General features: G+C 54.2%; 17 protein-coding genes. 8 read left to right on the top strand and 9 right to left on the bottom strand.

The features are described 5' to 3' along the window. Positions 1–6 precede the first annotated feature (6 nt). Entirely contained in the window at positions 7–1,206 is a 1,200-nt protein-coding gene (locus J8X26_RS19395; RefSeq protein WP_208951655.1) for a ceramide glucosyltransferase, read from the bottom strand. A 281-nt stretch (positions 1,207–1,487) separates the two neighbouring features. Between J8X26_RS19395 and J8X26_RS19390 the strand changes: the two genes are divergently transcribed. From J8X26_RS19390 to J8X26_RS19375, 4 genes are read left to right on the top strand one after another with little or no spacing between them, the layout of a single operon-like run. Continuing rightward, a complete protein-coding gene (locus J8X26_RS19390) occupies positions 1,488–2,744 on the top strand; it encodes a SpoIIE family protein phosphatase (RefSeq protein ID WP_208951654.1) in 1,257 nt (418 codons plus the stop codon). Positions 2,745–2,753: 9 nt separating this feature from the next. Continuing rightward, on the top strand, positions 2,754–3,308 hold the full coding sequence (locus J8X26_RS19385) for a SiaB family protein kinase (protein WP_152327149.1): 555 nt from the start codon (positions 2,754–2,756) through the stop codon (positions 3,306–3,308). Positions 3,309–3,323: 15 nt separating this feature from the next. Continuing rightward, complete coding sequence (locus J8X26_RS19380) at positions 3,324–3,734, top strand: DUF1987 domain-containing protein (protein ID WP_152327148.1); 411 nt, start codon at positions 3,324–3,326, stop codon at positions 3,732–3,734. Next, positions 3,718–4,407 carry a GGDEF domain-containing protein gene (locus tag J8X26_RS19375; RefSeq protein WP_152327147.1) on the top strand — a complete coding sequence of 230 codons (690 nt, stop codon included), beginning with the start codon at positions 3,718–3,720 and terminating at the stop codon, positions 4,405–4,407. Before J8X26_RS19380 ends, J8X26_RS19375 begins: the two co-directional genes overlap by 17 nt. A 65-nt stretch (positions 4,408–4,472) precedes the next feature. Here J8X26_RS19375 and J8X26_RS19370 read toward each other — a convergent pair whose 3' ends face one another. The 5 genes from J8X26_RS19370 to gntK all read right to left on the bottom strand — a co-directional run bounded on the left by J8X26_RS19370 (position 4,473) and on the right by gntK (position 10,876). Further along, positions 4,473–5,807: an MFS transporter gene (locus tag J8X26_RS19370; protein ID WP_152327146.1), complete on the bottom strand. Its 1,335-nt coding sequence runs from the start codon at positions 5,805–5,807 to the stop codon at positions 4,473–4,475. Positions 5,808–6,481: 674 nt separating this feature from the next. After that, entirely contained in the window at positions 6,482–7,123 is a 642-nt protein-coding gene (locus J8X26_RS19365; RefSeq protein ID WP_208951653.1) for a bifunctional 4-hydroxy-2-oxoglutarate aldolase/2-dehydro-3-deoxy-phosphogluconate aldolase, read from the bottom strand. Between the two features lie 31 nt (positions 7,124–7,154). Further along, positions 7,155–8,969, bottom strand: a complete 1,815-nt coding sequence (gene edd / locus J8X26_RS19360) for a phosphogluconate dehydratase (protein WP_208951652.1) — start codon at positions 8,967–8,969, stop codon at positions 7,155–7,157. 15 nt (positions 8,970–8,984) lie between these two features. Continuing rightward, complete coding sequence (gene gntU, locus J8X26_RS19355) at positions 8,985–10,322, bottom strand: gluconate transporter (protein ID WP_152327143.1); 1,338 nt, start codon at positions 10,320–10,322, stop codon at positions 8,985–8,987. Further along, complete coding sequence (gene gntK, locus J8X26_RS19350) at positions 10,319–10,876, bottom strand: gluconokinase (RefSeq protein WP_307803484.1); 558 nt, start codon at positions 10,874–10,876, stop codon at positions 10,319–10,321. Before gntK ends, gntU begins: the two co-directional genes overlap by 4 nt. Before the next feature lie 372 nt (positions 10,877–11,248). Between gntK and yahO the strand changes: the two genes are divergently transcribed. Further along, a complete protein-coding gene (gene yahO / locus J8X26_RS19345; protein WP_208951651.1) occupies positions 11,249–11,527 on the top strand; it encodes a DUF1471 family periplasmic protein YahO in 279 nt (92 codons plus the stop codon). Positions 11,528–11,591: 64 nt separating this feature from the next. Here yahO and J8X26_RS19340 read toward each other — a convergent pair whose 3' ends face one another. Together J8X26_RS19340 and J8X26_RS19335 are read right to left on the bottom strand one after the other, a co-directional pair. Continuing rightward, positions 11,592–13,646, bottom strand: a complete 2,055-nt coding sequence (locus tag J8X26_RS19340) for an FUSC family protein (protein WP_208951650.1) — start codon at positions 13,644–13,646, stop codon at positions 11,592–11,594. Between the two features lie 195 nt (positions 13,647–13,841). Beyond that, positions 13,842–14,273 (bottom strand): CopD family protein, encoded by a 432-nt coding sequence (locus tag J8X26_RS19335; protein ID WP_152327140.1) that lies wholly within the window; start codon positions 14,271–14,273, stop codon positions 13,842–13,844. 220 nt (positions 14,274–14,493) lie between these two features. Here J8X26_RS19335 and J8X26_RS19330 point away from each other — a divergent pair, with 220 nt between their 5' ends. Next, positions 14,494–15,081, top strand: a complete 588-nt coding sequence (locus tag J8X26_RS19330; protein WP_152327139.1) for a TetR/AcrR family transcriptional regulator — start codon at positions 14,494–14,496, stop codon at positions 15,079–15,081. Continuing rightward, on the top strand, positions 15,078–16,001 hold the full coding sequence (locus J8X26_RS19325; RefSeq protein ID WP_165057719.1) for a DMT family transporter: 924 nt from the start codon (positions 15,078–15,080) through the stop codon (positions 15,999–16,001). Before J8X26_RS19330 ends, J8X26_RS19325 begins: the two co-directional genes overlap by 4 nt. A 51-nt stretch (positions 16,002–16,052) precedes the next feature. Here the strand turns inward: J8X26_RS19325 and J8X26_RS19320 are convergent, their stop codons facing one another. Then, entirely contained in the window at positions 16,053–17,111 is a 1,059-nt protein-coding gene (locus tag J8X26_RS19320; protein ID WP_208951649.1) for an NAD(P)-dependent alcohol dehydrogenase, read from the bottom strand. A gap of 332 nt (positions 17,112–17,443) precedes the next feature. Here J8X26_RS19320 and J8X26_RS19315 point away from each other — a divergent pair. Then, positions 17,444–17,978, top strand: a 535-nt coding sequence (locus J8X26_RS19315) for a DeoR/GlpR family DNA-binding transcription regulator (protein WP_208951648.1), incomplete at its 3' end; no start/stop codon positions are given.

Raw genomic sequence — 17,978 nt, 5'->3', positions numbered from 1 at the left:
CGGTCCTTATTTTCCCGGCGACTGACTCACAGGCACGGGTTGTTTTTTACCTGATAGTTTTATTTTACCGGTTAACTTTGTTCCACCGGCGAGGCGTTTTTCGCCTGAAGGATTGCCGCGCCAGGTAAAACCGCGCCCTGCCCAGCAGCCTAACCACAGCGCGGGCATCATGATATCCCGCAGACACATCGCCAGAATATCCCTCAGCTGATGCGGCCAGCCGAGCGCTTTTGCCAGCGCCCATTCACCGCTAAACCACAACACAAACAGCGCTGGCGGTGCGAACAGCGGCAAATCACCGGCGGCGGTCAGCCAGGTGACGGCGGCCAGCGCGGGCAGAAAACCCATAATAATTTCGGGCACGAACAGCCAGAAAAATCCGGCACGACGGATACGCGCCCAGCGTAATTGCCTGCTCCAGACCGCGTCCAGCGTGCGATGCCCGACGGGCTGGGCAAAAGGCTGCGCCGGTAGACGCACTTTCAGCCCGGCGCGTCTCACCAGCTTGGTTGAGGCCACGTCTTCCGCCATTTCACTGCCCAAGGCCGCCATGCCGCCGCCATTATCGAGCACCTCGCGCCGCCAGCACAGCGTTTTCCCCTGTGCAAAACCGTTACCGAGAAAATCAGACAGATACTGCCAGCGCGCCTGATGCGTGTTGAGCATTGCAGCTTCCACCGCGCCCCAGATATTTTCCGGGCAAATGCCGGTCGCAGGCGAACTGACCATCCCGGTTTTCGCGTCAAAAGTATTTACCAGCGAACGCAGATAATCCGGCGGAAAAAGCAGGTTGCTGTCCGCCATCGCCACAATACCGGCAGTGGTGTTTTCCCACGCTTTGTTGAGATTGTTCACCTTCGGATTCGCCGATATTTTGTCATCACCGGTCAGCAAACGCGCACGCTGATGCGGATATTCAGCGATCAGTTTTTCCACCAGCGGGATCACCGGATCAAACCGCGAGGCCACGCAGAACACAATTTCGTAACCGGGATAATCCTGATGAAAGCTGGAACGCAGCGTTTCCTCTTCAAAGGCGTTAAGCCCGCACAGCGGCCGTACCAGTGCGATAAATTCTGAAGTTTCCCGGGTTTCATCCCGCCGGACGCCCCGGCGCATTCGCCAGTAAGCGATTGCCAGAGAGGTGAATTGCAGCGTAATCAGGAAACCGCCAAAGGTGGCGGTTAATGCGGTGCTTAAAGCCATGATGATGCCCCTTCATTTTTTAAGCGCTGGCGTGATGTGACCGGTGATTTCCGGCGGTCAGCACCGTGAGAAAACAGGCAAAACGATTACGAGGTAATAATCATCCTAGAGACGTTTCATTAAGATTTTCTTAAAGCGGGCTTTCGGGGTGCATGAATGTCGGCGTTTGCCGTAAAGAAATGTTTTTATTATCTGTTATTCGGAATTTTCTTAATGGCACCGATGAACTGAAATATTTCCGCAGTAATCTGTTCATCTTTATCGTGACCGGATCTGTCAACATGGAACGCTCAGGCTATTTGCAAAGACAATTTACGCCCAGTTCCCGTTCTTTAACTGCCCGGGAATTGTGTATTGATGTCCCCTTTGTCACCCCGGAAAGTGACAATCTGAAAGTGATGGAATTATTCACCCGGCACCATTCGCTGATCAGCCTGCCCGTTATCGAGGACAACCGTCCGTTCGGCCTGATCAACCGCCATATCTTTCTTTCCCAGATGGCCCGCCCTTATTTTCGCGAACTGTATGACCGGAAAAGCTGTATCGCGTTTATGGATAAGCATCCGCTGGTGATTGATTCAGAAAGTACGCTCGATGAACTGGCGCAGAAGATGGTGGAGTCCGGCGATCGCTCGGTAACGGACGGATTTATTCTGACCACCGGCGGCCATTACATCGGCATGGGGCTGGGGATCGACGTCATCAAAACGGTGTCGAACGTCCAGACGCAGCAGCATCAGCAAATCATGCAAAGTATTGAGTATGCGCGCGTGATCCAGGAATCGATGCTGAACAAGTCACATAAAACGCTGACGGCGCAGCTCAAAGACTGGAGCCTGGTGTGGCAGCCCCGGGATCTGGTGGGTGGCGATTTTTATGCGTTTCATGAAGTTGAGGGCGGCTGGCTGTTGTTTGTCGCTGACTGCACCGGCCACGGCGTGCCGGTCGCGTTCATGACCGTGATCCTGTCGTCGGCGCTGGATAAGTCCTTGCAGGAATGCCCGGCCAACCGCCCGGATTTACTGCTCGGCCATGTGAACCAGTTTATCAAACAGACGCTCGGGCAATCCGAAGAGTCGAATCAGACTTCCACATCCAACGACGGCTGCGATGCGATGGCGGCGTTTATCGACCCGCAGGATCCGCGGCTGATCTGGGCCGGTGCGCGCCTTTCCGGTTTCCTGTTACCGGCCGCAGGCGAAGAAGCGGTGGCGCTGAGTGCCGACCGGATGGGGGTGGGGTATACCGAAACGCCCGCTGATTACCGCTGGACGCTGCATGAAACCCCGCTCAATGCGCAGGATTTACTGTTTATTTATACCGATGGCCTGACCGATCAGGTTGGCGGTAAACGCAACATCATGTTCGGGAAGAAAAAGGTGAAAACGCTGCTCGAACAGCACCGTTTAGCGCCCGTGCCCGAGCTGTCGGCAGCGATGATGCAGGCCTATCTCGACTGGCAGGGCAATCAGCAACGTCGCGATGATATGACCTTTTTAGGTTTTCGTTATTGTGGCCTCAGGGGCCGGCAACCGTAGAGTTTATTTATGACCAGCGAACCCGTTTTTACCGGACCGTTCAGTGCGCCGCATTACGACGTGGTGGCATTGCAGTACACCGGATTTTTCTCGCAAAACAATATTACCGCAATGGGCGAAGTGATCCGTTTGTATCTCGAACAGCATGAAGCCTCCTCCAGCACCCGCCGCAAACTGTTTTCCACCTTTATTGAGATGGTGCAAAACATCCTGCGTTACTCCTCGGACAGCCGTGCGCTGGCACGTGCTGACGACGAGATGCGTTTCGGATCTGTCACGCTGGGCATCGATAATGGCCGGTACGTGTGCGAAAGCACCAACCTGATCCGTCCGGAAGATATTGTGCGGCTGCGCGAATATCTGGAGACGATCAGAACCATGAGCGCCGACGAAATCAAACTCACCTATAAAGCGTCGCTGCGTGCGGAAAGCCCGGTGTGGAGTAAAGGCGCCAACATCGGCCTGCTCACCCTCGCCCGCGATGCCAGTGAACCGCTGGAATTTACTTTTCATCAGGTGGAAGCCTCTGAACTGTCCACTTTTCATCTGAAAGCCATAATCTAAAAAGAGCGCATCACTATGAACAATATCAGCATCCCTGCGACTTCCTGCACGCCGGAAGTTGAATTTGATTTTGATGGCCGAACTCTGTCGCTGGCCGGTGAATCTTATCCGGAAAATGCCGCGGCTTTTTATCGTCCGCTGATCACCGCCCTGGAAAACTTTGTGCCTGCGCAGTCTCAGGGCACCGGCTCGCCGCTGACGCTCCACGTCGCGCTGAGTTACTTCAACAGCTCCAGCACCAAAATGCTTTTCAGCCTGTTAAGTGCGGTGAACAACGCCGCTGCCGCCGGGATCGCCACCACGCTGCACTGGTATTACGACCCTGAGGATGATATTTCCGAAGAATTCGGCCAGGAACTGAGCCTTGATTTCCCCGCCATCGCCTTCCACCTCCACGCGGAAAGCTACCATGACGAGCTTAGATGAGTTATTCACGGCAGAAAGCGCCATCCTGCAAGACAACCGTGAACTGGCGGAAACGCAGGGGCTGGATGCAGAAGTTTACCGCGACGCACTGGTCAAACTGACCGCGCATTATCAGAAGATCATGAACGAATCTTACCGCCTGATCCGCCGCAGCGACCGCGCAGAGCGGGATCTGAACCAGCTCAACGAACGGCTGGAATATGAGGCCACGCATGATCCGCTGACCCGGGTTTATAACCGCAGCGCCATCATTGATCAGATTACGAAAGCGCTGAACGCGGGAGAAGCCGGGCTGATTTTGCTCGATATCGATCACTTTAAGGCGATTAACGATCAGTACGGACATCCGGCGGGCGATGCGGTGATATGCGGGTTGATCCGGCGCATTGAGCAATCCGTGCCGGAGCTGGGCAGTATCGGACGCGTCGGCGGCGAGGAGTTCACCATCCTGCTGCCACGCTACACCAAAGCCCAGTCGGTGATTGTCGCCGGTTATATTCACGCGCTGCTCAACGCGTCACCGCTGGATTTACTGCCAAATCAGCTGGTCACGGCGAGCCTGGGCGTAAGCTGGGGAAAGCAGAACAGCAGCTTTGATACGTTGTACAACGACGCCGACGCGGCCATGTATGAAGCGAAAAGACGCGGCAGGAACCGGGTACATTGCGGATAATCCGGGCGCGGGATTGCAGATAAAAGCGTGAATGCAGAAAGCCTGCATTCACCTTTTTTTTGGCCTTACACTTTCTTAAATTCGAGGCGTTTGATTTCGCCGACCACCAGCAGATAGCAGAGCATGGACATCAGCGCAGAACAGCCAACGAAAATCAGCGCACTGTTGAATGAATGCAGATTTTTCACCAGATAACCAATGAGCAGTGGCGTGACGATAGAAGCAACGTTACCGAAGATATTAAATATCGCACCACACATGCCGATCATTTCTTTCGGTGCGGTATCGGCAATCACCGGCCAGCCCAGCGCCCCGAAGCCTTTGCCGAAGAAGGCCAGCGCCATCAGCCCGACCACCACCACATTATTGTCGGTGTAGTTACACAGAATAATTCCGGACGCCAGGATCATGCCGCACACAATCGGAATTTTTCGCGCCGCGGTTAATGAGAAGCCACGCTTGAGCAGATTGTCCGACACCACGCCGCCCAGAATACCGCCGCAGAAACCGCACAGGGCCGGAACAGAGGCAATCAGGCCGACTTTCAGAATCGACATGCCTTTTTCCTGCACCAGATAAATCGGGAACCAGGTCAGGAAGAACCAGGTAATAGTGTTGAGGAAATACTGGCCGAAGAAAATGCCTAACATCATTCTGCTGCTCAGAAGCTGGCGGACGTAATTCCATTTAGGGCCTTGTTTGCCCTGTTTGGATTTCGTCTGATCCATATTCACCACCGCTCCGCCCTGCTCGATATATTCCAGCTCGCTGGCTGAAACACCGGGATGGTCAAGCGGGTTACGGACAAACTTCACCCAAAACAGCGTCAGCACAAAGCCAATCACGCCCATCACCACAAACACGTTTTCCCAGCCCCAGGCGTAGGTCAGCCAGCCGAGAAAAGGCGAGAAAATGGCGAGCGAGAAATACTGCGCCGCATTGAAGATGGAAGACGCCGTGGCACGTTCCTGCGTCGGGAACCACGCCGCCACCATGCGGGCGTTGGCCGGAAACGCCGGGGCTTCCGCAAAACCTAACAGGAATTGCAGCAGGAACAGCGACCCCACGGCGTATGCCACCGGGAACCAGCCGACAAAGCCCTGCACCAGCGTGAAGAACGACCAGAAAAACAGGCTGTAAGTATAGACTTTGATGGTGCCAAACCGGTCAAGTAGCCAGCCGCCGGGCAGTTGCATCAGCAGATAAGAAATTCCAAATGCTGAGAATATCTTGCCCAGATCGACAACGTCTAATCCCAGATTTTTAGACACTTCCGTTCCCGCGATAGATAATGTCACGCGGTCAGCATAATTAACGGCGGTAATAATGAAAATAATCAGCAGAATAATGTAACGGACATGCGTCTTTTTATTTCCTGACGCCACAGATTCAACACTCATGTTATCCCTCTCTGTAACATTTTCCGGCGTCAGCACGCTTTGAAATAATCTCAGTCAACGTGTGAAATGCAGAAGCCGGAGGTTTTCTATCCCTGTTAAAATAAAAAATCCTTTTGGCAGTTTTTTGGTAAATAACGCCCTTAATTCACCCGTATTGTTGACGCAATGATTGTGATTTAAGGCTACCTTCAGAGGGTTGAATCAGTATAAGAAAGGAAAATAGAAATAACACTGTGCAGACGCCCAAGGATCCGCGGGGAGTTTTCTTATTTCACATTGCACTCTCACATTACGATAACGTTGAAATAACACTCTTTTATCGATTACCGGCCACGCTTTAAAAAGAGTGATGCAAGTCACAGTTCATATTTCATATGCCAGAAAACTTCCGGCATTCAACGTGCAAAGCCGGTCAGTTGCACAATGGGAAATCAGAAACTTTACTTTATAATCGTCCTTATTAACCCGTATTCATTGACGATATATGATTCCCCTTTCAGAGAACAACTTTAACCCTGTTTAGTGCTGCATAAATAAGAATTCACTGCTGTGTTCTTTAATATCAGCAAGGCAATTTTAACAAAAAGTGCGTTATAAATGAAAAAAGCAGGCCCGCAAAAATGATTCTCTGCGGGCCTGCTTTTCTATTTACCTTTTATTACTACGTCTATTCGTTACGGTTTTGCACCCGCCACGGCTTCTTTCGCCAGCTGGGTAATACGCGCGTAATCGCCGCTTTCCAGCGCGTCAGCCGGAACCAGCCATGAACCGCCGATGCACAGCACGCTTTTCAGCGCCAGATAATCCCGGTAGTTCGCCGGTGAAATGCCGCCGGTCGGGCAGAAACGCACCTGCGGGAACGGGCCGCCAATCGCCTGCAACGCTTTCACGCCTCCGCTGGCTTCTGCCGGGAAGAATTTGAATTCACGCAAACCGTGATCCAACCCCAGCATCAGTTCGGACACGGTGGAAATCCCCGGGATCAGCGGAAGGGTTCCGGCCATTGCGGCCTTCAGCAGGTCATCCGTCAGACCCGGGCTGATCGCAAACTGCGCGCCTGCGTCGGTGACGTCTTTCAGCTGCTGCGCATTCAGCACGGTGCCCGCGCCGATAATTGCGTCCGGCACTTCGCGGGCAATCGCACGGATCGCGTCCATCGCGCAGGCGGTGCGCAGCGTGACTTCCAGAACGCGAACGCCCCCGGCGACCAGCGCTTTCGCCAGCGGCACGGCATGTTCGAGTTTATTGATGACAATCACCGGCACAACCGGGCCAGATGTCAGGATTTGTTCAGCGCTTGTTTTCCAGTTTTTCATGTTCTTTTTCTCTTATCTCACGTCTTCGACATTAAAATTTGATGCAGCACGCGCCCTGTTCCGCGCCGGAAAGCTGGCTGCGCAAGGCACCGAAAAGCTCACGGCCACAGCCGGTATGTTCGGCACTCAGATCCGGCTGGTACGCAGTGCGTTTCGCCAGCCCGGCGTCATCCACCAGTAACGCCAGCTCGCCGGTGCGGCCATTCACGCGGATGATGTCGCCGTCCTGCACTTTCGCCAGCATGCCGCCGGTATACGCTTCCGGCGTAACGTGGATGGCAGACGGCACTTTGCCGGATGCGCCGGACAAACGGCCATCGGTGACCAGCGCCACTTTAAATCCGCGATCCATTAAAACGCCGAGCGGCGGCATTAATTTGTGTAACTCCGGCATGCCGTTGGCCTGCGGCCCCTGAAAACGCACCACCACCACGCAATCGCGGTTAAGTTTTCCAGCTTCGAACGCAGGCACGATGTCGTGCTGGCTTTCAAAGACGACGGCGGGCGCTTCGATAATCTGGTTATCCGCAGGCACCGCCGAGGTTTTCATCACCGCGCGCCCCAGATTGCCGGACAACACTTTGGTGCCGCCGTGATGTTCGAACGGCGCGCAAACGCTGGCGATCACGTTTGTATCCAGCGAGCTTTGCGCCCCTTCGCGCCACGCCAGTTCGCCGTTATCCAGCCACGGTTCCTGCGTGTAACGCTCCAGCCCGAAACCGGCGACGGTGCTGACGTCCTGATGCAACAAGCCATGATTAAGCAGTTCGCGCACCACCAGCTGCACGCCACCGGCAGCCTGGAACTGATTGATATCCGCCGGGCCGTTCGGGTAAATGCGGCACAGCAACGGCACGGCGTCGGACAGTTCAGAGAAATCATCCCAGTTAATGATAATGCCCGCCGCGCGTGCCATCGCCACCAAGTGCATGGTCAGATTGGTGGAACCGCCGGTCGCCAGCAGCGAAACAATCCCGTTCACCACGGTTTTCTCATTCACCACCTGCCCGAGCGGCTGATAGTTACCGCTGGTTTCGGTCAGACGCGTCACCTGACACGCCGCCGAATCGGTCAGCGCGTCGCGCAATGCGGTGTCCGGCGGCACAAATGACGAGCCCGGCAGATGCAGGCCCATCACTTCCATCACCATCTGGTTGGTATTGGCCGTGCCGTAAAACGTGCAGGTGCCGATACCGTGATACGACGCGGCTTCCGCTTCCAGCAGCGCCTGACGATCGACTTTGCCTTCGGTGTACAGCTGGCGAACGCGCACTTTTTCTTTGTTCGGCAAACCGGTACTCATCGGCCCGGCCGGAATAAAGACCGCCGGAAGATGCCCGAATGACAACGCCGCCATGACTAATCCCGGCACGATTTTGTCGCAAATCCCGAGGTACAGCGCGCCGTCGAACATGTTGTGCGACAGGCCAATGGCGGCGGACATCGCAATCACATCGCGACTCATCAGCGACAGCTCCATACCGTCCTGCCCCTGCGTGACACCGTCACACATTGCCGGCACGCCGCCCGCCACCTGCCCGACGGCACCGACTGATTTCAGCGCCTCTTTCAGGCGCTGCGGGTAATGCTCGTAAGGCTGATGCGCGGAGAGCATATCGTTGTAAGCGGTGATAATCGCGATGTCGCTGCGAACCATATTTTTCAGGGCGTTTTTCTCATCCGGCTGGCAGGCCGCAAAACCGTGCGCCAGATTGCCGCAGGCCAGCTGCGCACGGTGAACCGTTTTCGAACGGGCAGATTCCATACGCGCCAGATAGGCTTCGCGGGTCGGGCCGGAGCGTTCAATGATCCGCTGCGTGACGCGCGAGACTGTTTCGTTAATCATTTCGTTCTCCTTTACTTAAAGCATCGTGAAAGCAATCATGCCGATGATCCCGCCGGTGGTGCCCAGCAGGGTTTCCATCACGGTCCAGGTTTTCAGCGTTTGCAGTTCACTGGCACCGGTAAATTTACCGAAAAGCCAGAAACCAGCGTCGTTCACGTGGCTCAGCACGATGGAACCGCCGGTGATACAGATGGCCAGCGCCGCAAGTTGCCCGCCGTTCAGCCCGAGCTGATGCGTCACCGGCAGAACCAGGCCGACGGTGGTCAGGCAGGCGACGGTCGCCGACCCCTGAATCACGCGCACCACGGCGGCCAGCGCAAAACAAGCCACGGCGATAGGCAAACCGGTGCCAATCATGGCGTCACCGATGGCCGGCCCGACGCCGGAATCCACCAGAATTTGTTTGAACACGCCGCCCGCACCGGTCATCAGCAGGATGATCCCGGCCGGTTGTACGGCAGCAGAACAGATGGCCAGAGTTTGTTCGTTGGTCATGCCGCGCGGTTTAGCCAGACCGTAAATCACAATCAGGCAGGCAATCAGAATGGCGGTGAAGGGATGGCCTATAAATTCCAGCCATTGCTGCAAATGAGAACCCTGAGTGACGAAACGCGCGCCGATGGTTTTCATCCCCACCAGCACCAGCGGGCATAAGATGAGTGCCAGACTGAAACCGAAAGACGGCAGATTGTCTTTGTTCAGCGTCGGCGCATTTTCTTCCACCGGCATTGGCCAGTTCACATAGCGGCTGATGAAATTGCCGTACAGCGGCCCGGCGATCAGCATGCCGGCAATGGCGGCGACCAGACCGATGGCAATCATCCAGCCAAAATCCGCGTTAAGTTGTGACGCGAGAAGCATCGGCACCGGCCCCGGAAGCAGGAAACAGGCGGCTGCGGCAACACCGGCAAACAACGGGATCGCCAGCCTGACAATGTTGCCGTCAGTTCGGCGCGCAACGGCAAACACAATGCCGATCAGCAGAACAATGGCGACGTCGAAAAACAGCGGCAACGCGCACACCAGCCCGGCAATCCCGAGGGCGTAATTGGCTTTGTTTTTGCCGAAACGATTCAGTAAATGGGCCGCAATTTGATCGAGCGCGCCGACTTCATGCAGGATCTTGCCAAACATCGCGCCCAGCGCCACTACGATCGCCAGAAAACCGAGCGTGCTGCCCATGCCTTTTTGCATGGTGTCGGCAATAGTATCAATGGGCATACCGGAGAAAATCCCGGCGGCGATTGAGACCAGCATCAGCGCCACAAAGGCGTGCATGCGGACTTTCATGACCAGGAACAGAAGCAGTAAAACCGACCCGACCGCTGTCCCGACTAAAGTAACTGTATTCACGCGCAGTGCTCCTGTTGCTGGAAACTTTGAATATGTTGCAGGGTTTCTGCGATGACATCGTCAAGCGGCTGGTTGATATTGATGGTGATAACATCGCTCTCTTCAACCCCTGGCTGCTCCAGCGCGGCGAACTGAAAAATCAGCATTTGTGACTTAAAGAAATGGCCTTTTCGCGCTGCCATGCGTTCCTCGATCACCGGAAAATCGCCTTGCAGATAGATAAATGACAGATTGCCGTTGCCTGCCCGCAAGCGGTCGCGGTAGCGTTTCTTAAGCGCGGAACAGACGATGATCGATACGTTATTGGTCCGCTGCATCGCGAACGCCGCGTCGTTGAGTGCGGCCAGCCACGGCGCGCGGTCGTCATCGTTTAACGCCTCGCCTGCGGCCATTTTGGAAATATTGCTGCGCGGGTGCAGAAAATCGCCGTCAAGAAAACCGGCGGATAACTGGTGTGAAACGGCGTTGGCGACGGCGGATTTTCCGCTGCCGGATACGCCCATGAAAATATAAATACGATTGTTATTCTGATTGTTGTTCTGGTTCTGGCTCACGGTTCAGCTCCTGGCACGGGATCTTAAATAAAAATGTTACCGGTAACATGTTATCGGTAACATTATCAGAGGGATTTTCGCGTCTGACAATCGGTGGCGGCGGGTGAAAACCATAAATGTGATCAGGTTCAAAGTTAATTATTAGCGATGAAACATTTTAGATGGGGTTATTAACAGGTGAATAACACAGTCTCGGGTTCAGCAAAGAATAGTGATTCCGCCTTGTAATAATCACGTTCCTTGTCTATTACTTAAATCACGTAATAAACCGCTGTTTTTGCAGCGGCTTATTACTTAACAGGGTAATTAAAAAACAGGCGTATCACGATGTTCTTCCGCCGGATTTCCGGTACTCATACTTCTGAGGCAAAAATGAAAATATCTCACGCGTTGCTGGCTGTGGCGTTAACCGGTGGTCTTTCCTTTAGCGCATTTTCTGCTCAGCTATTGAAGAAAGCAGATTTTGAAAAAGTCGCCTCGCAATATACCAAAGTCGGTTCGGTCACTACGTCGAATAAAACTTCGCAGTCAGGCGCAATTGAAGACTTGTCTAAAAAAGCCGATAAAAAAGGCGGTGAGGTCTTTGTATTAACGTCCGGCAATACCAACAATAAAATCCACGGCACTGCTGACGTGTATAAGAAAAAATAAGTAATATGATCGTGAAAAAACCACGTCAAGGCGTGGTTTTTTTATACAGAAATGAAGAGAAATTTCAGGCAGCAAGCCCTTCCGGCCAGCGTTCCGTCGGGTACAGCGCCAAACGGATATTGAACAGATGGAACAGCGGTTTAAATAGCGTCATGTCCGAACGGCACAGCGCTTCGAGGTTTAACAAAACGCGGTTTAATTCCTCAAGCAGGGATTGCGGCGGCGCGATATAAATATTTTTCAGCCGCATTTTGATGTACTGATTAATTTCAAACATCAGCGCGTCCGTTTCCAGCGTATGACTTTTTAAAATAGCCTGATGGCGGGCATAAAAATCATAGCAATTCACGCCCAGCCAGATTTCCGTAATCAAATTTCCGCCCAGCGCGACATTCGGCACCGGATCAACTTTATTACGCGGCAAAATAATATTCACTTTATCGAGCATACTCGCGACGTACTGCTGACGCCCACGCAGTGACGACGCGTTAATTTTGATCGCATTGGTAAACTGCAATAATTCTTTAATGCCTTTGCGCAACGCGCGTTTTGCCGTCCATGAAGGCCGTTTATTGCGGATAAGTGCCGTGGTCAGCAATGCAATCACAATCCCCACCAGCGTGGAAATCGCTGCGTTAACGATCACCAGCAGGTCAGGTTTGAAATCATGGCTCATGCCGATAAAACCGGGGATCTGCGTGGCAATAATCAGGCCGATAAAGTTGGTGGAAGGATTGGCAATCACCAGCCCGAGCGCCAGCAGACCCGGCGCGAGGCAGATAATCAGTGATTCAAACGTCACTGTCAGCGGAATAAACACGGCGGCATAAACAATGCTGATCAGAATCGCAATCAGCACGCCTTTGAGAAAGACGTGGATCGAGGCAATCGGGCTGTCGAGCGAGGCGAAGAACGAACAGATAACCGCCGCCATCATCGGCGCGGAAGCCCCGTCACGCCAGCCGGTGCCGATCCAGAACAGACAACCGACCATGGTGGCGGCAAAGGCGCTGAAGGCCGATAACAGGATCATCCCTTCATCTTTATGCTTTCTGATGAGCCTGAGTTTGCTGCGTTTTTTCTCTTTGCTGAACTGGCTGACGCGTTCGGTCACGCCAAAGTATGATTCCGCAATGTGAATGAAATTCTGCAAACGCTCCAGCAAACCGATAAACAACAGCCCTTCTTCCGGCGTCATTTCGCCCCGCTCGTAGCACGTTTTAATTCTTTCCTGCGACGCGCGGATATCGTCCTGAATCGCCTTCGCATTGCCGCTTTGCTCCGGGCTGTTCAGCCACAGCAAAAACTGGCTGAAGGTCGCGGAGACAAAATCCGGGAACGCAATGCCCTGCTCGCCCAGCAGGCTCAGACGTTTTTCAATCGCCGTCAGGGTCGGGATCAGATACGACAAATGCTGATACTGCGCGGTCACCAGGCGGATTAACCGGCGCGCGGAATCGCCCTCAAACACGCAATGAGTAATCAGCGTTTCCACGCTGATGGGGTAGTTCGCCATCTGCACCAGAATGTGTTCGCGCTCAGGCGACGTCTCTTTGGGCGTAACGGTCAGCAACTCAGAACAGAGTTTTTTAGCACTGTCGTACCAGTTACTGACGCTGCTCTCCAGAAGATTGCGCATACGCACCGGGAACACCAGCATGTGGATCAGCGAACTACAGACAATCGCCACGGTGATCTCTTCGACGCGCGAAATTACCGTGTAAGTGATGGAAAGCGGCGTATCGACGTCGGCAAATCCCATGATCGCCGCGCTGTATCCGGCCAGCATAAAAATGTACCCCTTCGGCGTGCGGTCGTGCAGCGAAAGATACAGGCAGAAAGCCACCCACAGCGACACGCTCAGGCTGAATAGCATCGGATCGGTGACCGTAAACGGATAGACCAGAAAGATGAAAATCCCGCCGAGCACCGTGCCCAGAAAACGGTACGTGGCTTTAGAAAGTGTCGAGGCAGAATAGAGCTGGGAAATGACGTAAACCGAAACCATTGACCAGGCAGGTTTATCGAGATTGAGTTCAAGCGCGATATATAAGGCTAAAAATGCCGCTATACAGGTTTTGACGGAGAACAAGAGCGCATTTTTTGTTAACCATTTCATTTTTAAATCAACAGCTCAGCGTATTTTAAAACAGTATTTTAGCCTGTCGGGAAGATTGCGCCCTTTTGAAGAGTGTAACAAAACATACGAAACTATTAGTCACCTTACAAAATTGCCTCACGCGCCCGCTTCCCTCTCCTGTCGGCAAAAAAAATCCACGCCGTGGCGTGGACCGGTTGTAACGCTGTCAGTGATTCAGAAAGGACGGATGATCGCCAGAATCCCGATAATGATGACGCAGAGAGCGATAATTCCCGCGGCATTGCGCAGTAATGCGTAATTTTTTGCAGGCATCCCGGTGGCGCGTTTGCGTAAATCGCCGGAAAGCAGCCCGTGCAGCGCGGAAAGGAAGAACACTACGAGGATCTTAATCAGCAGCCACGCGTGCGGGATCTGGCCGTGGCTGACAATCATCACAATCCCGGCAATCCACAGCACAATCATCGCCGGGCTGGTGACGCAGCGGTTCCATTTGCGGACAGTGTCGAGCAACGCCGCTTGGCCCGCGTTATCCTGTATTCCGACGGTTTTAGAAAACGTTATGGAAACCAGCGCCATCGCCAGCATTCCGCCGATCCACAATATCCCTGCGATAATGTGCAGGGTGTTCAGCCACTCATGAAGCATGTTTTATTCCTTCTAAAGTTAACGACAATGCGGTACGCCGGACAACTTCAACCTGCTGTCTCTTCACGGCTTTTACCGGATTATGTCCTTTTCCCCTGATAAAGGCACGGGTAATGTCTCCGCGTTTTCGGAACGTCAGGTTTTCTGTTTTCTTTCTTTTTGGAAATTGAGTAGGTAGACTGGGCTACCTACTCAATGATTAACTAAGAAGAGCGACGTTATGTCACAACCTGAAACGCCAGCTGAAAGCGCCCGCGACCGCCTGCTCGGCGCGGCACGCGTCCTGTTTTATAACGACGGCATCGCCGCTACGGGCATTGACGCCATCGTGAAAAGAGCGGGCGTGGCGAAGAAAAGCCTCTACAACAATTTTGAATCAAAAGCGGAACTGGTTGCGACGTACATCACCATTCGCCACGACGAATGGCTGGCGCTGTATGCACGCCGCGAAGAGGAAGCATCCGGCCCGAAGGAAAAAGTGCTGGCGGTTTTCCGCGCGTATGACGATCACGCTGAATTTTCGTACGAGCGCGGATTTCGCGGCTGCGGGCTGCTCAATGCCGCCGCCGAACTCCCTGCCGGTGCGCCCGGAAGAATGGCGGTGCGCGGCCACAAGGAACAGGTGGAATCCATTGTGTCTGCCCATTTGCTGGAGCTGTTTGCCGGCGATGAAGCGAAAGCGCAATTACTGGCGCGGCATTTTTCATTCCTGCTCGAAGGGGCAATTTCCCGCGCCGGACTGGAAGGCAACGGTGCCTGTGTACGTCAGGCGATGGCGATGGCCGACGCCATGATGGAGGCGCCGTGACAAGCTCGCCTGCAGAACGGTTACTCGGCATTCTGGCCGTGGTTTTTGCCTCAGTGTTATGGGGCTCAACGGGCACGGCAGCGACGTTCGCCCCGCAGGTCAGCCCGGTGGCGATTGGCGCAGTGGCGATGGGCATCGGCGGCCTTTTGCAGGCGGCCATTGCCGCACGCGGCATTCTCAGACACCGCCGGGCGCTCACTTTGCACTGGCGGATCTTACTGACCGGCGGGCTGTCCGTCGGCATCTATCCGCTGGCTTTTTATGCCTCGATGCACCTTGCGGGCGTGACGGTGGGTACGGTGATTTCCATTGGTTCCGCCCCGCTGCTTTCTGCGCTGATTGAATATTGGCTCGAGGGTCAGCGTCTGACCCGCCGCTGGATGGCGGGCGCGGCCATTGGTGTGGCCGGAATGGTGCTGTTATGTCTGGCCGAAAGCAGCACGCACGCCCTTTCAGGCCAGCAGCCGCACGCGCTGGCGGGCATGGCGCTCGGTCTGGTTGCCGGGCTGACTTACGCCCTTTATGCGTGGGCGGCGCGCCAGCTGATGCAGCGCGGCGTTCCTTCGCGTGTGTCGATGGGCGCAACGTTTGGCCTTGGTGGCCTGTTGCTGATGCCGGTGTTATTCGTGACCGGCGCGCCCTTGCTGGCTTCGTGGAATAACGCCGCGGTCGGCGCTTACATGGCGCTGATCCCAATGTTTACCGGTTATGTGTGTTTCGGTTATGCGCTGGCACGCATTCCGGCCAGCCTGGCGACCACTATCACGCTGCTCGAGCCTGCGGTGGCGGCGGTTCTGGCAGTGCTGATTGTCGGCGAACGCCTGCCCGCAATGGGCTGGACTGGCATCGGGCTGGTGGTCGCCTGCCTCATTTTCATCACCGTTCCGCTGAGAAGCAGGCCGGTGCTGACATCGGCCTGAAAGAAGAATGGCTCTTTTCAGGGCCATTTTTTTGGCAAAAATCACACGCAATCAGACTGCCGCCGGGGCTTCCAGCGTGGCCATATCAATCACAAAACGGTAGCGAACATCCGCTTTTTCCATACGTTCGAATGCCGCGTTGATTTCATCCATACGGATCATCTCGCAGTCCGGCAGAATGTTTTTCTCAGCGCAGAAGTCGAGCATTTCCTGCGTTTCGCGGATCCCACCGATTGGCGAACCCGCCACGCGGCGACGGCCCAGCAGCAGAGGCACGGTGTTGAACTCTTCCATCGGGCCGACCTGCCCGACCAGCACCAGCGTCGCGTCCACATCCAGCAGCGGCATATATGGCGTGATGTCGTGTCTGACCGGCACAGTATCGATAATCAAATCGAAGTGATCGTGCGCCTGTGCCATCGCATCACTGTCTGCGCTGACCAGCAAACGGCTCGCGCCCAGCGCCAGTGCGTCAGCTTCTTTGGCATTGGAACGGCTCAGTACGGTGACATCCGCGCCCAGCCCGACGGCCAGTTTAACGGCCATGTGGCCCAGCCCGCCCAACCCGATAACGCCCACACGGCTACCCGGCCCGACATTCCAGGTTTTCAGCGGCGACCAGGTGGTGATACCGGCGCACAACAGCGGCGCGGCTTTGGAGAGATCTAACCCTTCCGGCATCCGCAGGCAAAATTCCTCACGCACCACTAAGTGCTTGGAATATCCGCCCTGCGTCGGCTCTTTGGTAAAACGGTCATAACCCGCGTATGTGCCGGTGTTCCCTTCGCGGCACAACTGTTCTTCGCCCTTTTTACACTGGTCACATTCCTGACAACTGTCCACCATACAACCGACGGCAACGTGGTCACCCACTTTGTAGCGGGAAACCTGATTACCTACCTGCGTTACGCGCCCGACGATTTCATGGCCGGGGACAATCGGATAATAGCTCCAGCCCCAGTCATTCCGGGCGGTATGCAAATCAGAATGGCAGACGCCGCAATACAAAATCTCCATTGCAACATCATTTTCACGCAGGCCGCGACGTTCAAATGCGTAGGGTGCCAGCGGTTTTTTCGGATCGTACGCTGCAAATCCAACAGTTTTCATCGGTAAACTCCTGAGTTGATAGTGACCCCTTCACTATAGAATTTACCCTCAAAGCCACAAGCCACAGTCCTCCTGAATCCTTGCCTGATTCTGTTCAGTTTTCGCCGCTTTGCGACGTTGTGCGATAAAGAATCACAGTTCACACGCAGATGTGAAAATTTCTTTGCGGCACTTTCCGAAAATTATCCTTAAAATTAAATAAGATATATAAAATACTCCGCCATATCCCCAATCATTTTTCTGTGATTTCGCAACTTTTAATGTGAAATTGAAATGCCTACACTGTTAAACATTGAGAGGCATCAGGTTAATCAATTTATCGGGTGGTCAGCATGCTGAGTGCAAATGAGCGGCGCGATTTTATTTACCGGCACATCCACGAAAACCAGATTGCCTATTACGACGAACTGGCGTCGCTGATGAATGTGTCGCACATGACCATCCGCCGCGATGCGACGTTGCTGGAACGTGAAGGGAAAGTGCTGCGCGTCAACGGCGGTGTGCGACTCAGCGAGTTTTTGCATCAGGAACTGCCATGGCAGGAAAAGTCATACCTGAACCATAAGATCAAGAAAGAACTCGGCCAGTGCGCGATGCGCAGAATTGCCGAAGGCACCATTATTTATCTGGATGCGGGCACCACCACCTTTGAGATTGCCTGCTGCATTCCGGCAAATTTCCGGTTAACGGTGGTGACCAATGATTTTTCCATCACCCAGTTACTGATGAATAATCCGGCAATTGATTTATTTCATGTCGGCGGGCGGGTCGATAAACGCAACTATTCCTGCGTCGGGCTAAGAGCCTATCCCAATAGGATTTTATTCCAGATAATGATGCCGCAGGTAAAATGCAGCATCGCCTCAT

The sequence above is a fragment of the Rahnella sp. ChDrAdgB13 genome (assembly GCF_017655185.1).
Taxonomy (GTDB): domain Bacteria; phylum Pseudomonadota; class Gammaproteobacteria; order Enterobacterales; family Enterobacteriaceae; genus Rahnella; species Rahnella contaminans.
Note: the sequence above shows the minus strand (reverse complement) of the source record. Positions and strands in the feature narration are given on the sequence as shown.